Annotated in this window: 13 protein-coding genes and 1 pseudogene; 5 read left to right on the forward strand and 9 right to left on the reverse strand. The window is 59.0% G+C overall.

The features are described 5' to 3' along the window. Positions 1-668: 668 nt before the first annotated feature. From MFF62_RS27075 to MFF62_RS27085, 3 genes are all read right to left on the reverse strand, one after another. A complete protein-coding gene (locus MFF62_RS27075; RefSeq protein ID WP_238266317.1) occupies positions 669-911 on the reverse strand; it encodes a hypothetical protein in 243 nt (80 codons plus the stop codon). Between the two features lie 657 nt (positions 912-1,568). After that, positions 1,569-1,805, reverse strand: coding sequence for a hypothetical protein (locus tag MFF62_RS27080; RefSeq protein WP_238266319.1), 237 nt, complete (start codon positions 1,803-1,805; stop codon positions 1,569-1,571). A 1,551-nt stretch (positions 1,806-3,356) separates the two neighbouring features. Further along, positions 3,357-3,560, reverse strand: coding sequence for a cold-shock protein (locus MFF62_RS27085; protein WP_238266321.1), 204 nt, complete (start codon positions 3,558-3,560; stop codon positions 3,357-3,359). A gap of 1,152 nt (positions 3,561-4,712) precedes the next feature. Here MFF62_RS27085 and infA point away from each other — a divergent pair. Then, a pseudogene (gene infA, locus MFF62_RS27095) lies at positions 4,713-4,934 on the forward strand (translation initiation factor IF-1). Between the two features lie 377 nt (positions 4,935-5,311). Here the strand turns inward: infA and MFF62_RS27105 are convergent. The 4 genes from MFF62_RS27105 to MFF62_RS27125 form a co-directional block, all read right to left on the reverse strand. After that, on the reverse strand, positions 5,312-5,632 hold the full coding sequence (locus tag MFF62_RS27105; protein WP_238266326.1) for a hypothetical protein: 321 nt from the start codon (positions 5,630-5,632) through the stop codon (positions 5,312-5,314). A gap of 1,367 nt (positions 5,633-6,999) precedes the next feature. Then, positions 7,000-7,545 (reverse strand): hypothetical protein, encoded by a 546-nt coding sequence (locus MFF62_RS27115; RefSeq protein ID WP_238266328.1) that lies wholly within the window; start codon positions 7,543-7,545, stop codon positions 7,000-7,002. Positions 7,546-7,661: 116 nt separating this feature from the next. After that, entirely contained in the window at positions 7,662-8,645 is a 984-nt protein-coding gene (locus MFF62_RS27120) for an NAD(P)H-quinone oxidoreductase (RefSeq protein ID WP_238266330.1), read from the reverse strand. 120 nt (positions 8,646-8,765) lie between these two features. Beyond that, the gene (locus MFF62_RS27125) at positions 8,766-9,641 is read right to left on the reverse strand and encodes a LysR family transcriptional regulator (protein WP_238266333.1); all 876 of its coding nucleotides are present in this window, start codon (positions 9,639-9,641) and stop codon (positions 8,766-8,768) included. An 804-nt stretch (positions 9,642-10,445) separates the two neighbouring features. Between MFF62_RS27125 and MFF62_RS27130 the strand changes: the two genes are divergently transcribed. From MFF62_RS27130 to MFF62_RS27145, 4 genes are all read left to right on the forward strand, one after another. Then, on the forward strand, positions 10,446-10,781 hold the full coding sequence (locus MFF62_RS27130; RefSeq protein ID WP_238266336.1) for a hypothetical protein: 336 nt from the start codon (positions 10,446-10,448) through the stop codon (positions 10,779-10,781). Between the two features lie 455 nt (positions 10,782-11,236). Next, on the forward strand, positions 11,237-11,479 hold the full coding sequence (locus tag MFF62_RS27135) for a hypothetical protein (protein WP_238266339.1): 243 nt from the start codon (positions 11,237-11,239) through the stop codon (positions 11,477-11,479). A gap of 561 nt (positions 11,480-12,040) precedes the next feature. Then, positions 12,041-12,178, forward strand: coding sequence for a hypothetical protein (locus tag MFF62_RS27140; RefSeq protein WP_238266341.1), 138 nt, complete (start codon positions 12,041-12,043; stop codon positions 12,176-12,178). Between the two features lie 65 nt (positions 12,179-12,243). Beyond that, complete coding sequence (locus MFF62_RS27145; RefSeq protein WP_238266343.1) at positions 12,244-12,561, forward strand: hypothetical protein; 318 nt, start codon at positions 12,244-12,246, stop codon at positions 12,559-12,561. A 7-nt stretch (positions 12,562-12,568) separates the two neighbouring features. Here MFF62_RS27145 and MFF62_RS27150 read toward each other — a convergent pair whose 3' ends face one another. Both MFF62_RS27150 and MFF62_RS27155 read right to left on the reverse strand, forming a co-directional pair. Further along, complete coding sequence (locus MFF62_RS27150) at positions 12,569-13,429, reverse strand: transglutaminase-like domain-containing protein (protein WP_238266345.1); 861 nt, start codon at positions 13,427-13,429, stop codon at positions 12,569-12,571. Between the two features lie 394 nt (positions 13,430-13,823). Next, complete coding sequence (locus MFF62_RS27155) at positions 13,824-15,068, reverse strand: complex I 51 kDa subunit family protein (RefSeq protein WP_404990844.1); 1,245 nt, start codon at positions 15,066-15,068, stop codon at positions 13,824-13,826. Between the last annotated feature and the right edge of the window lie 19 nt (positions 15,069-15,087).

Raw genomic sequence — 15,087 nt, forward strand, 5'->3', positions numbered from 1 at the left:
TTGCGCCTTTGCTGCCTAACGTACTGCGCGATCGGCAGAGATGCCCGAAGTTCGACGCACATTCCTGCGGCGCCGTAAGTCCGATACGTCTCATTTCTATCGCGCCCCTTTCCATCAAAACTCCTGAGATCGCGGCGGTGCCTAGCCAGCCGGCGCAGTCAGGCTAGAAACCCTCAGTTGACTGCTTCTGCGTTAGGGTCCGCCGTTCAGAAACGGGATCATGAATGGCTCCGACGGGTCGTCTTCCGCGACCTGTGGCCAGGGTGGTCGGCGCCTCCGGCCACAGGCCGACAACGCAAACATTCCTTATCAAGGACTATTGTCGAGGCAATAGCACTCATTGACCGTGCGGTGACAGCCTCCGCAAAAGGCAGCAATCCGCCATCAACGATCGAGGGGTTGAGACAGGGATGGCAAGCAATATCAACTCTGAGGAAACGACGCGGATGACATCGCCGAGCAGTAGGTCGTCTAGATAATTTTTCTACTGCCGGTGCAATTGCCCCAACCTACCGATAACGTCCAGGGAGAGACAGCTTCCGCGCAGGCTCTTCGAACGCAGCTACGGCCAGCCAGGAACTTCGTCGGTTCCATACCCCGCGCTCGCACCGCCCTGCGTGCGAGACATCCCAAGGTCATAACTCTCTGCTCGTATGGCGGCCAGTGCGTTAGGTCCCCTCGTCCGGTACGTTGTACAGATCGCGCAGCCGATTCGTAAACGGGCGGATCGCCTCCAGGCATGCAGTGCTGTTGCCACCTTCCATGGTCGACAGACTCCAGTTGCAACCACCTGCGTCCGCGGAATGCCATAACACGTCGCCAAAGCAGGCGCCTTCGCATTCCAAAAACTTTGCCTGTTCTGCACGAAGCATGGCGCGCAATTCAGCCTTGTGCTTGATCTGTCTCGACATGATATTTCCCTTCTCCTCGATCAGAGCCTATCGTATGGCCGGCGGGGACTACCTCGTCTTGACGAAGGTAGATATTCCGTCGATCGCGTTCCGCGCCGATGACAAGGCCAGCGCTATAGCAGCATGCCGCCCGCTGGCGAAATGCTGGACCATGGAAGGAAGCAGTCTGCGGGAACCCATGCTTGCACTGACTGGCGTAATGGTCACGGTCGCTAGAAAGCTGGGCTGAACCAAGTCCCCGGCGGGGACTGCATCGGGAGCACGACCCACCTTCGCCGATATCCTGAATCCTTTGTAAATTGCGTTGTTCGGATACATGTCTGTTCCTTTCATGACCAAGCACACTCAGATATGCCGGGATGTGTCTGATTTGCTTCTTGCGACAAGATAGGGGCGTCATCGCGAACATTTGGCTTTCCGTAGATAAGCGCGGCGTCGACAGTAGTCGCTGCTGTCCATGAGATCACAGGAATGCACGTTAAAAAGATCGTCTCGGTGAGCCTGCTTTACGGGCGAAGCGATCGAGTACCGTACTACATAGCTGAACTCCACGGTCAATCGAGGGGAACCCAAGTTTTGCGCAGTTCGATCAATACTTCTTACTCACCAATGACAGTCCGACTTTCACTATGATCTCCCCTCCATGCATGCCTCTGGTCATTCATCCGGCCCAAGAATAAGGTCCACGGCAGCGCGCGCCGCCAGTTCCGCCACGAGGTAAGCCCAACGTCTAGAGTACGGCCCGCCAAAGACTTTGATTCTCTTGCCAATTGCTGCAACACACGGCGGCCTCATTGGCCCCTCAACTTGGAACCAGACGTCGAACATGTCCTTGGACACCAGACTGAGATCGACATGGATATCGAACCCCCGGTACTCCGTGACGCGATCCATCACAGAACTCCACTGCAAACGGCGGCAAAAATAGAAGCCATTTTCTAGCCGGAAGATGCGGCTCTCCAGACCGGCCTTCGACTCTATCGGTCCTCGGGAAGTATTGGCTTGTTTCAGCGCGGGATTGATTAAACGAAAATCATCGCGAGGCCTCGAATTTTCAGGAATTCCCGCGAGTGACTTCAGGGGTCATCTGCACGTCGCAACTTCCAATGCGCTTTGCTATCAGTATAGGGAGACGATACGTATTGTCCTACTCACCTTACAAATTGCCGCTGCCCCACAGATTTACAATGCTGGTAACGCGGCACGCGACGGGGCACACCGAATTCAATAGATAGACTCCTTTTCATCGCTCCCGCCTCCACATCGACATGAGGTGCGAAATGCCTCATCCACCGGGGGTCAGGAATCGGCGCAAATCAAACATTCATCCCTCCGTTGCCTTGACGGCATTCCAACTGTCGTATGCCGCAATCGACTTCCAAGGTGTCGTCGACTATCGCTGCTGTGCATGCTGGCGCAGCCCCTGCCCCAGAACGACATCGTCCCCGCCATCGCTCTCGCTCTCGCTCTCGCTCTCGGCCTTCGCAGCCAGCACGATGCGTTCGATAAGCACGCGTAGCTCGCGGGTATCCCCTTGGCTTGCCAAGCCTCGTATTTCTGCACTGGTAGTGCGGACTTTGGTCAGCACGTGCTCGGAGGAACTTCCGAGAAGTCTATACGTCATGCATGGCGTCACCCATAGCGGCGAATGTGAGACGCATCTGAACTAACTTGTAAGTGACCTGTGACGCAAAGCAACGGCCACCTACAATTCGAGGAGATGCAGCCATTGTGACTCTGATTGCCGACATAGCGAGGCGCCAAGGTTCAAAGCCTTTCTCTCCGCCGGGTTCCAGACCAATGCGATGCACGACTCATACGGCTCCCTGGAGCCGTGGAGTTTGAACGCATACGCTGGCCGTAAATTCTCTGCCCAGGCCAGCACCCGTTCCCGTTCGTATTCGACAACCCGTGAGACGGTGGGACCCGATAGTACGACCGAATCACGCGACCTCGTCACTGAAGCTGCGCGCCAACAATGAAGGATTTGCGATGCCCAGCCGCGCGATTGCTTTCAACTATCAACGCGTAACACGTGTGTCACTGATGCGATCCCGCGCAAGCTGCATGTCGATGAAGAAGCACGCAGGAACTCGATTCGCCCTCATCCGTCTTGCGGCAACGCACCTTCACAGTGCTGTGACTACGCTCTTCGACTCGCATAGCAGTGTCAATGCGGAGTGGCCTGAGCTTCAATCGCCGTCCGTTCCAATGGTCAATCAATTTCGCCGCTCAAAGGGAAAGCGGCGTGCCGGATTTCCGCGCCTTCAAAGGTTGCTCGCGTGATAACAAGCGTAGCTAGTCCTTCTACGGACTAACAATTCATTCGATCCCACGCAGTGCAAAAAGAGAGCCGTTCACCTGACCGTTGTTTGTACTCAGGACATGGAAATAAAAAACCCCGTCACTGCTGGCGGGGTTTTTTTATAAATCTAGGAAACTCGATTAGACCGGCTCGATTTTCGTCGCAGCGGGACCCTTCTGACCCCTGCCCGCCACGAAACGAACCTTCTGTCCTTCCTGGAGGCTCTTGAAACCGCCACCCTGAATTTCCGAAAAATGTGCGAAGAGATCTTCGCCCCCAGCATCAGGGGAAATAAAGCCGAAGCCTTTCGAATCGTTGAACCACTTTACAGTACCGGTTTCCATGAGAGGACTCCTTAGAGATTCTCGCCGGCGAAGAATGCAGACGAGGCACGACGATCAAGGAAGATACATGGAGAGAAAGTGGCCCGAAAGGGGTGTAACTGACGCTGCGAGACTAGCTTGAAGATCCTGCGAGGTCGGTTATACAGGTGCAGTCGTACGCGGTCAATCAAAAACTCTAGCCGCATCTGTCGTTCCTGCTGCCATTGAGGACGGGATGCCTCTGCAAAAATCCGCTACGTGCTGAAGAACGAAGGTGCTTTTCGGCGGGTGGTTGCGGACACGGTTCCATAGAAGTGCGGCACCGTCCGGTCGCGCTCGTTCGCTCCAAAATCGGTGGACGCTGTACGGTAAAGCTTGCTTTGCCGCTGCGACTAGTGTGCATTGCAGCCGTTGGTGCCCGGTAAGATGCGCAACTGCTCCAGTGAGACGCTAGCCATGATCATGTAGTCGGGAAAAGCTCGACACGCCCTCACGCGAACGGCGTCCAACGCGTCGCAGCAGATATCGATTAAAGATGCTACGATGCCCGTGTTGTCAACAAAGTTCGACAGCTGCGCGCCGAAGCGACATCATGACTAGAAGAGCGTTATCGGCCACTCCGGTGTACACCGGATTCTGTGGGTAGCCTCTCACCCTAACCTTTCCGACCAGCGGCAGAGCCGCACCGCAGCCAGCGTATGTACAGAAAGCGTTGACTCGCGAAAGTACGGTCTCGATTGCGTCTTTGCACCTCTCTGCTTCCACTAAACGAAGCTTCGACGGCGCCATCCGTTTTTCACTACAAGCACCACGGCATCAGTGGCGGTCAACATGACCCGGCACGTTAGTACACGTTTGCCGTGTCGCAGAACAGAGAACAATTTGAGTAACGCATACACCCCCTTCACCGTTTCCGTCTTCCCAATTCAGCAAGAACCAGGTCTGTGGTTCGCGAACTACACGATTTCGGAGTATCGAGATGGCGCTGAACGCGTCGTCGCAAACGTTTCGATGCGTCATACCATCTATGGCTCAGAGTCAAAGGCCAAGCAGGCGGCTCGCTACGCCGGCAACCGAGCGGTCGCGCATTTGCAACCGCAATCCTATGGGCTGCGCCGCGCGTACCTCTCCACACCGCACGCGTAAGAAAACGTAGCATTCATCGAGGCGTACATGGCGAAAGAAGAACTGGTGGAATTTGGTGGCAGGGTCTCGGAAGTGCTTCCGGACAACCGCTTTCGCGTCATACTCGAAAACGGCTTCACGGTCTGAGCCTACTCCTCAGGTCGGCTAAAAAAGAACCGCATACGTGTGCTCGCCGGAGATCGTGTCACATTGGAAATGTCGCCATATGACCTTACAAAGGGACGCATCAACTATCGCCACAAGTCATGATTTTTAAGGGAGACACTAAGATGTCAATCAACGACAAGTGGGAAGAGATGCATCTCACGCCCGCTGGCTGAACTACTGGCGGCTAGCGCCATTCGCCATGGCCTGCAGTCGACGGCCGCTACCTGGTGCTGTTGTCCCGACGGCTCGGCGACATGTCACCGCGATTTGCGACGGTCCTTCGCGAGTTGTCGAAGAACGCAATCCACTCACCGCGGACACATCGCAGATCGAAGCTCTCTTCATGAAGTATGGTGACCCGGACTTCGGGATCTAACAGCCCGATGCCTGCTTCGCAAGCGACACCGTTTGCATTACGAGTGCGCGTCGTGACGGGTGGCTAGTGTAAAGAGAGCGTCGCCACTGAGTCGCCCGCAGCGTCAGGGCAGACCAGATACCAAATCGATGGCGACTCTTCCGTAATAAAGCGCAGCTTGCGAAGCCGCATCCTCCGTAAAATAGTCATCTTCGTCTACAGCACAATCGCAATACATCCGTTCGTCGACTACCGCGCTGTAGCGGATTGCCATCATGTACTTCCATTTCGGACCTGGGGCGTTGCAGCTAGCCGCTGCCGTAGCAACCTCGAACACCGCGGTGTGCACGAACATTTCGCGGTATGCAGCGCATTGCCGATTCACTCTCGATTTCATGTAGATTCTCTCTCCGGCGGCAAGCTGTGGATTAGCGATTTCCGGCATTTACTTTGGCCCCGCCTGTGGCTCGCGGGAGCGAGTGTCACAACTCACGTGCTGGCACCAAGTTCCTATGAAACGACGACCGACTGTATTGCCGCCAACGCCTCAAGTTCGGAGAACGATGAGATCAGATGCCAGCAAGCGTCGCGCCAGCTACAAGGCCCGCGATGATGTCTTCGCCTCGCCGCACAGCAGCCCTCTTTGCCGCGCCCATCTCCGTCCAGTTCTCGTCGGGCACATGAAAAACCCTGCTAACGAGCTCAGTTGGCTTCTCCCCCTCCCGACAGATCACTACCGAAGCGCCATAGGCACGCTCGGGCCGACGTTGGTGCCACACGCGAGGGTGTTGCCTGTTGTAGACCAAGGGGTAAATGTCGAAGCCCTTACTGCTCGCCGCCGGATAGCTGTCCACTTCCTACTCCCACTAGTTAGCCTCCCACTCTACGCGGGTTGAACATCAACAGTCAGTTATTTTTTTAGGCACGCTTCACATCAGACTTGGCAGCGACGCCTCCAAGCACAGTTTTTCCTATGGCCGGTGTCGTTCCTGGGGCGCCCCCGCGGCTCGTAAGCGAGGCAGATGCAAAGCCCGGCCTGCATCTGTGGGCGCGGATGGACACCGAAGCCGACCACGCAGGCGCTCCCCACCCGGATTTACGGCGTATCGGACTTCCGAGCCCTCCTTTGGGGCGAGGAACGGCGCGCCGCCCGCCAACGTGGCGTGTTCTTGCTATCCGTCGGAGGCGTACTGTCCATGCTAGCCGAGATCGAAGAGGCTACGCGGCACGCACACAAGCTGCTTCACTGTTTCAGATTCGGACGACCGTGCTCCATGACCAGTCCTGATCGTACGTTGAACCGTGGCATTCCTCCATCACCAGAGAAGAAGACCCACGCCTTGCCGCTTAGTCAGCCTTTGGTTTGGCGCGGTCTCGGGACTTGCTGGGACAGTCCCGACTCGTAAAACAACGAGTCACTGTAGGGAGCTAACTGCAAAGTGGTCGTCGGGTCGTGGAGACTGACTGTCTCGGATGGGGCGACGTCCAGACGTACCGTTCGAACGATAAACCTGGGACCCACGGCACTCAGGCCTCTCCCTCGGCGCATCGGCATCTATCTTTTGATGTGGGAGCGGCAATGTGTCCACCGTCAAGCGCCTTGCGCCATGGTCGGCTTCTCAACCGGCGAGGGTGGCGTGCTGACATGAAGTGCTCCGCCCCCGTCGCCAAGTCGAATACATCGGCCATCGTCTGAGCGCGGACTTGCAGAAAGCCCGGCAACTGCAAAGAAACGCTGATCGCTTCCTGCAGCCTAAGATCCGACGATCGTCGGAAGCTCGCTAGAGCAATCCGACGCCACTGAGACTTACATTATGCGGCTTTGCGCAGGGCGGCGCGGGCAATGCTCTCCGCGAACAGGGGAGTCTCGCGGCGATTGTGATCGCCTGAGGCGGCCTGGCGATCGCGCGCGGCCTGCTCGAAGGACAGACCATTCTTCTCAATGAAAGCGAGGAACTCGTCAGTCGGGTGCGACGTGACGGCGTTCGTGTACTCGGTCTTCCCGTCCGCCGTACGCTTGGCGCTCAACTCCCAAATCACCTGCACCTTGGTACGACCATGCGGCGTGAAGACATCCGAGATAGACACCATCTTGCAGTAGGCAGGCTCGGTGACTTCGCCCACGTAGTGCTGCACCACGAGGCCATTGCCGATCATCTCGACGTTGATGGACATGCGCTTACCATCGTCGGTCCAGGTGGCACCCGCAGCAATGTGGTCGGGCGGCGCGCAGCGCTGGTACTCCGCATCGGGCAGACCGAACAGCCATTGTGCAATGTCGATCGAGTCGAGATCGACATCCACGACGTGGCTGAAGGCGCTTTGCGAGAGAATGAGGTCTTTGCGAACGGTGGTCATGTCATGGCTCCGGTTGGTTGGGGAAGCATTGCTGCATGTCAAAAGTGTCTCGCATCCTCTCTCCTCTCTGATTCTCTAGAGCTCGAAAGACTTTATTGTTTGCACACTATGGTTTTTCAGGTCGTCAGGATGATCTTGCCGACGTTCTCGGCGGATTCCATGCGGCGATGCGCGTCAGCTGCACGCCCGAGCGGGAACGTGCTGTCGATGAGCGGCCTCAGACTCGTACCGGCATTGAAGTGCTCCAGCCAGTGATCGCGGAAGCGTCGCGTCATCGCTTGCTTCTCGACCTGGGTGCGGGACTTCATCACGGTGCCGATGATTTGCAGGTGGCGGTACAGAATCTGCGAAAGCTCGACCTTGATCTCACCGCCGCCTGCAAGCATACCCACCTGTATGAGCCGGCCGCCATTGACCAGCGATGCGATGTTTCTCTGAAAGTACGGTGCGCCGATGAAATCGACCACGACATCGACGCCCCGTTTGTCCGTGTTCGCGGCGACAATCTCTGCGAAGTCTTGGTTCTGATAATCGATGACGTGATCAGCGCCGAGTTGCAGCACTGCGTCACGCTTGGACGACACAGTCGTGGCAAACACGGTGGCGCCCGTTGCATGCGCGAGCTGTACCACGGCCGAGCCAACGCCCCCTGCAGCCGCGTGTACGAGCACCGCATCACCCTCCTTCAGTCGCCCGAGGTGCAGCAGCGCTTCGTGGGCGGTGACGAAGACCTCGGGAATGGCGGCCGCATGGACGTAATCGAGTCGGGCCGGGATCGGCATGGCCATGCGCCAATCCATACGGGCGACCTCGGCATAGCCTCCTCCCCCGACAACGCCCATGACGCGGTCACCGACGCGGTAGCCTTTGACTTCAGAACCGACCTTGATGACTTCGCCTGCGATCTCCAGCCCCATCAGGGCCGAGTCACCGAAGTCGGCACGTCCGTAGCCCCCGCGGCGGTGCGTGAGATCAGCGCGATTGACGCCTGCAGCGTGGACGCGGACCAGGAGGTCATGCGGGCGAACTTCCGGCGCGGGGAATTCTTCCAGTTTAAGCACGTCGGCATTGCCGAACGTATTGAAGACGATGGCTTTCATCGTGTGCTCGCTTCGTTGTTGATGTCGACCGATATTAATGCAGCAGACATTCAATACGATGATGCAAAAATGCATCACGACGAAGGTACAGTTCAGGCGCGAAGGCGCGCCGATTCCGCGTTAGACTTCTTGGTCCTTGAAGACGTCCACGATCTTGTCGATCATGGCGCGGACTCGTGCAGTGTGTCGCAGGTCCTGATGGGTCACCAGCCAGACCTCATAGTGTCGCGCACGCTCGCGGTCGGGCCAGATGCGCACGAGGCCGTCGCGTTCGGCCAGGGGTACTGGCACCTCCCCGATCGCCCTGCCCATACGGATCATCGCGCGCAGCATCAGGCTGGAGTTGACGGACGCGACCACACGGCCCGAGTCAATCGGCAGGCCCACCAGCGTTGGCACGACATGAGATGTCAGGAATGGCTCCCACATGACAAGATCGTGGCCAGTAAAGCCATCCATCGGGCGCGGTTCGCCGCGCTGCGCCAGATACGTGGGCGAGGCGTACAGGCCTACCGACCACCGTGCCAGCCGGCGGGCGACCAGATCGGGGTTTTCAGGCTTCTGGTTGCGGATCGCGATATCTGCTTCGCGCCGCGCGAGGTTGAGCAACTGCGTGGATGTGTTAAGAGTGACCTGCACGTCGGAATGCTCGGCGTGCAGCCGTGCAATCGCCGGGATGACGAACTCCAGCGCAAGCGTGTCGGTGGTTGTCACCTTCACCTCGCCCGCCAGACGCGCGTCGGTACCCTGTGCCTGCCTCACCAGATCATTGGCGAACCGCTCCATCTTCTCCGCCGACCGCAGTGCATTTTCGCCAGCGGGTGTAAGAACGTAGCCCTGCGACGTGCGCAAAAATAGCGTGGCGCCCAACGAATGTTCGAGGGCTGCCACACGGCGGCCCACCGTGGCCTGATCGACGCCAGCAGCGCGCGCGGCACTGCGTAGCGTCCCTTCACGCTGGAGCGCGAGAAAAATGCGAGTATCGTCCCAGTTCATGAGTCCGGATTATGTAGCATTAGAGGAAATGGGGGCCACCCAAATTCTACTCACGCGGTAGCGCCCCCCTAATCCGACATTTGATACGACGACCTGTCGCTTAAACGGCCTAGCAACTGTGGATGTCTCTTGTCCGTGCTGTAACTCTTGGCTCGGCAAGGTGGGAGGTGGAGACGGAGTTGCTTGGCGGGCGCGGGCGCACGTATCCCGAACAATCCGATTGCGGACGGCCCTGCTGCAAAGAAAACCCGATGTTGGAGGAGTCGCGTTGACCGAATGCGTCCGCGGCGAGCGGATTCGCTTGCGACCGCCGCGGTCCCGTCGTCGTGGCCCCTTGCTTTCACCGCGGCAAATATCCCGCGTAATTCCAGTGCCGCCAGCGCGTCGCGCATGGGTGGTTGTGTTGGCGGTGCGCGTTGTTAAAGCAAATCTGGGGCGTCTCCGCATCGTCGCTTCATTCGGCTGCGATCGGTCGGTCTCTAATATGCCTGTGAGCTCTACGTTGCTTGCGGTCCGACGATTCCGTCAATGGCCGCTCGTGCCGCCACCTCCGCCAAGAGATACGCCCAACGCCGGGGTATAGCCCGCTCAAAACCTTGGTGCCGCCCCAACGCGGCAATGCCAGCGGAGCGCAAGGGACCTTCCACCCGAAACCACACATCGAACATGCCTTGCGAGGACATTGAGGACGACATGGATATGAAACCTAGGGTACTCGGTAATTCGCTCCATATGCGATCCAAGTAACAGACGGCAAACCGCCGCCACGAGCAGTGGCGGCGGCGTTGACTTCACGAAGTGGGTGTGGCCGCTACGAAATCAGCGACGTCCTTCGCCGCCCTGCTGCCCCTGCTGACTCTCGCCTTGCTGGCCGGCCTGTTGGCCCCCCTTTTGCCTTTCCTGGTCACCCTGTTGACCGCGTTGGCCGCCTTGTTGTTCGCGTTGACCGCCGCGCTCATCCTGATCCCCGGACTGGCTGCCTTGCCGACCGCCCGAATCGCCCTGTTGCCCTCCTTGTTGGCCACTCTCTTGCGACTGTTGCTCATTGGGCCGTTGCTGGCCCTGTCCCGGTTGCTGTTGCGGTTGCGGTTGCTGTGCCATGCTCAACTCCGATCGCGGCTGAATTGCCACCTCTCATAGCGCAAGTGCCGTACCACGGATTGGTAGCATCGTGCCTGGGGTCGTTCAGAGCCGGGCTTGTCGACCCGCAAGACACGGCCAAGGCAGCAGCAGCCCATTTTGGCGGAGCAAGAATGCAAACCAGGAAGAGGGCTCTTACGTCGCTAGTCGCACGCAACAGGCGCTCCGATGATTCATCACTTTGTACAAATACCGTCAGAATTACCGGAACGTATCACTGATTGCTGCCGATTTATGCGTCGACTGCTTTCGGCTGCCGGCACGCGGTGCCGGGAAACAGCTGAGCCTGAGCCTGAGAACAACGACATGGGATAACGACCGACCTCCTTCGCAGGCACCCTACGTGGGCATCGCACTTGCGTATTACAGAAGCTAGTCACATTGGCCGACGTCGCCGGGGGGGTATTTTGAATGAAGCAGCCGAGTCTGTTCTGCGCAGCCATCGTGGACTGTTGATGCGCGTGCGGGTATATCGCGAGGACATCGGCGTGGCGATGCGCGGCGGTGCGCGCTGGGGCTACGAGGTCTGTGTAGAGGAGGCGCAGCAAGGCACGCGTGTCTGGGGACCGCTCCACTCTGTCGCCCCATATGGTTCGCATGACGGCGCCCAACACGCCGGCGTGCAACGGGGCCGGCTCGCCATCGACCTGCTGCTGGGGCTGCTGCAGGCATCGTGGCGCGGACCTGGGAGTCGTTAGCGACTTGGCTCAGCCAGGAAGTCCAGATTTTCAAGGACTGATAACCCATCGGCTGGAAGCCCTTTAGTTCAGAATGGTGGAATTCGGACGTCTGTGACAACAGGAAACAGCCAGAATTTCCACTCCTAGACACTTGGTGCCGCTATGATGAATGGCGGCCTCCGGCCTTGGTGGCCGCTCTAGGACGGCCCGTCGCTCCTCTGAAGAACGTGACGGGCCTTTTTTCCCGTCCATGGTCTTGCGATTCGCCGGTCCTGTTCTGGTATCCACCATGCTCATCGATCTGCGAGGCTTCTCCTCATCACTCGATCGCTTGCACGCTCGACAGCTTCAGTTGACTCATCAGGGCGCGACCTACACCTCTTCCTGATGTTCCAGCAAATGCGACTAGATCATCGGTGCAGAGAAGCCTTCGCGCACTATTTGCTGCGCGAGCGCTGGATGCGTTCAGGTCACCTCTGCTAGCTGGTTCCAGCCGACTCCCAGTGATATGTCCCTTTTCGCCCAGTAAGCGCGTATGCTGGGACTGCCAATCGGCAAACAGTGCATTAGGAGTCCATCATGGCGAAAAGCCAACTGCGCGGAAATCGCGAAGTAAAGAAGCCGAAACAACCCAAAAAGCCGGCCATCCCCGCAATCCCATTCGGCACCGTTCACTCGCGGATCGGGAACGCCGGTGTCGGCAAGCGGAAGTCGTAATCCGGGGCTAGCCGCTGATGCGGCACGGTCTTTTGCAATAGGCCGACCGACAAGGGAGGCACATCATGATTCATCAAGACTTCGGCTCGACCTTCCAAGGGCTGCCACTTACTTCTGAGCAGCAATCGGAGGTTCGTCACTATCTGAAAAGGAAGGCCCGAATGGGTCAGCCATGGAATACCTCGGAATTGCGCGGGATGCTGGAGGATATGTTGGTGCCCCCCGTCACCGAGGATGGCGATGCGGGGGATACTCCGTTGGAACGCGCCGCCGCAGCGGAACGGGCTGCAGCGTTTGTAGATGAAGCCATGGAACCGATCGAAGCGTACGAGGAATGGAACGCCGCGATGGAAACCGAGAGTATGAAAGGCGGCCGGCGCTGAGCGCCGATTACCAGGTCGAGATGGCCCGGGTCGTGGCGAGCGGCATGCCAATGCCGGCGGCAGAATCGGTCAGCGCCTCGATTTCGATGTAGGGCCGCTCCGACTCGACCTTGCCGAATATCGCGGCGAAGGGAACATCGGCGGCATCCCGGCCGGTGCCAATGCGCAGTAGGCCGGTCGGAATGGACACCCCCGACGGATCGAGCAGATACCAGCCGTTCGAGAGATAGACCTCGACCACCGCATGGAAATCGGGTGGACCCATCGCCGGATCCGCGCCATAGTCCAGGCTGCTGGAAATACGGGCCGGGATGCTCAGCGCGCGACAGATGGCGATCATCAAATGAGCGAAATCCCGGCACACCCCCGTACGCTCCACGATCGTATCGATCGCCGACGTCCGCTCGTTGGTCGACCGTGAAAGAAAGCGCACATGGTTGCGCACCCACTCCCGTATCGCATACACGCGCGGGTAGCCCTGCCGCATGCCGCCAAACTCGCGCATCGCAAATTCCATCATGCGGTCAGATTCGCAATAGCGGCTCGGGGCCAGGTAGGGCAGCACTTCGAAGGGCAGGTCGGCGACCGCGACCTGCGATAGCGTTTCGCCATCATCGAGCCGATGGTCGATCTCCACCACGGCCTCATACCGAATTCCCAAGCGGCCCTTGTTCCCCCGAATGCGCAGCATACGGTTGCACAGGACGGGGTCGGTGTAGCGCGTGGCGGGTATCTCTGGCGAGATCACGAGGTGTTCGGAGACTATCGACTGGCGGCATGTCCTCGCCGCTTCGATGCACAAAAGGAAGTCGGCCGTGGGATCCGTGATCTCGTAGGACAGGTTCACCAAGTACCGTATGCGGTTCATCGTTGACCTTGCGTTCCAGGGGAGCGTAGAGCGTCTCGCCGCAGAGCGTATCGAGACGGTCAAGACAGTGTACCGCTACGGTGCGGCGTTTGCCTTCCTCCGATTCGATCTCGCTGGCGTTTTCGTGCTCGGCGGCGAATTCGGGAATAAGATCTTGGCGCTGTTCAGGTGGCTGCTCGTGATTGCCACATGCCCCCAACTAAAGGCATCAACAAGAATCGCGCAAAAGGTGCAACGAAGTATATCGTTGACTCCGTGATCGATTCGAGGGCGTGTGCAAAGTTATATACCGCCGCCGCGCAGAATCCGCCAGGCGGTGATACATGACTGCATATGGATCGTACGCGCGCTCACACGCCCCGAAGGCTCGCATATCGGACGTTCGTTGGTGGAACTACGCCATCAGGAGCGCCTCGTATTCCTCCCGGAAATGATTGAGGGAACTGTCTACCACCGTCACGGCGCCATCGATCAGGCCGCAGCGACCGCTGCCGGGAAGGATGCGGCACAGGTTTTCCAGCGATTCCAAGTCCGCGCGCACGCCGCGGCCCGTATCGATCCGGTTGAGCATGCGCATCAGTTGGAAGGTTCCCCCCTTGCACGGCGGACACTGGCCGCACGAGCCTTGGGCAAAAAAGCTGACGTACTCGGCCACCTTGCGGACGATGCTGGTCCCTTCCGATACCACGATCATCGCGCCGGTACCCAGTCGCGAGCGCCGTTGCCGCACGGAATCGAAATCCAGCGCCACATCGAGGTCGCGCTTGGTCAGCAGCGTGTTGGAGGGGCCGCCCGTGAAGACCGCCTTGAATTCCCTTCCCTGCAGCATTCCGCCGCCATACTGGAATACCAGCGTCTCCAGGCTCGTGCCCATCGGCAATTCATAGAGGCCGGGCCGCAAGACGTCGCCCGAGAGCGAGTACAGCTTGGTTCCCGCGGCGTGGCCGACCCCCAGGCTGCGATACCACTGGGCACCGTTGCGCAGGATGCCCGGGACGTGGGCCAGCGTCTCGGTGTTGTTGACGACGGTCGGTGCGCCAAGCACGCCGTGCTCGGCGGGAAACGGCGGCTTGCGGCGCGGAAACGGGAACCCGCCTTCGACGCTGGCAATGACCGCGGTTTCCTCGCCGCCGATATACAAGCCTGAGCTCGGTACCACGCGCAGCGATACCGGCCCGCCGACCAGCACTGCCAGCTCGGCGAATTGCGGCTGTGCCAGCCATTGCTGCACTGCCTCGCGCGTACTCGCCAGCGACAGCGGCTGATGGGGATTCACGTATAGCACCACATGGTTGGCACGCGTGGCGGCCGCGGCGATCAGCGCGCCCTCGATCACCTGGTGCGGCGTGTGTTCTAGCAGGAAGCGGTCCTTGAAAGTCCCCGGCTCATCTTCATTGCCATTGCAGATGATGTACTTGTCGCGAGTTGCCGCAGCCGCTACCGGCGCCCATTTGCGATGCGTCGCGAAACCGGCGCCTCCCATCCCGCGCAAATCCGCCCGTTCGATCTCGGCAATGACCGCGTCCGGCTCGCGCAGGGCGTGCGCCAGCCCTTCTCCGCCGCCGCGCGCCAGCCAGGCATCCAGGTTGGCGCCGACGCGGATGTCCTTGTTGATCAAAACCTGGTTGAGCTGTTCCATGGCGCGCTCCATGCTCCGC

Source organism: Cupriavidus pauculus (assembly GCF_022179805.1).
In the GTDB taxonomy this organism is placed as follows: Bacteria; Pseudomonadota; Gammaproteobacteria; order Burkholderiales; family Burkholderiaceae; genus Cupriavidus; species Cupriavidus pauculus_E.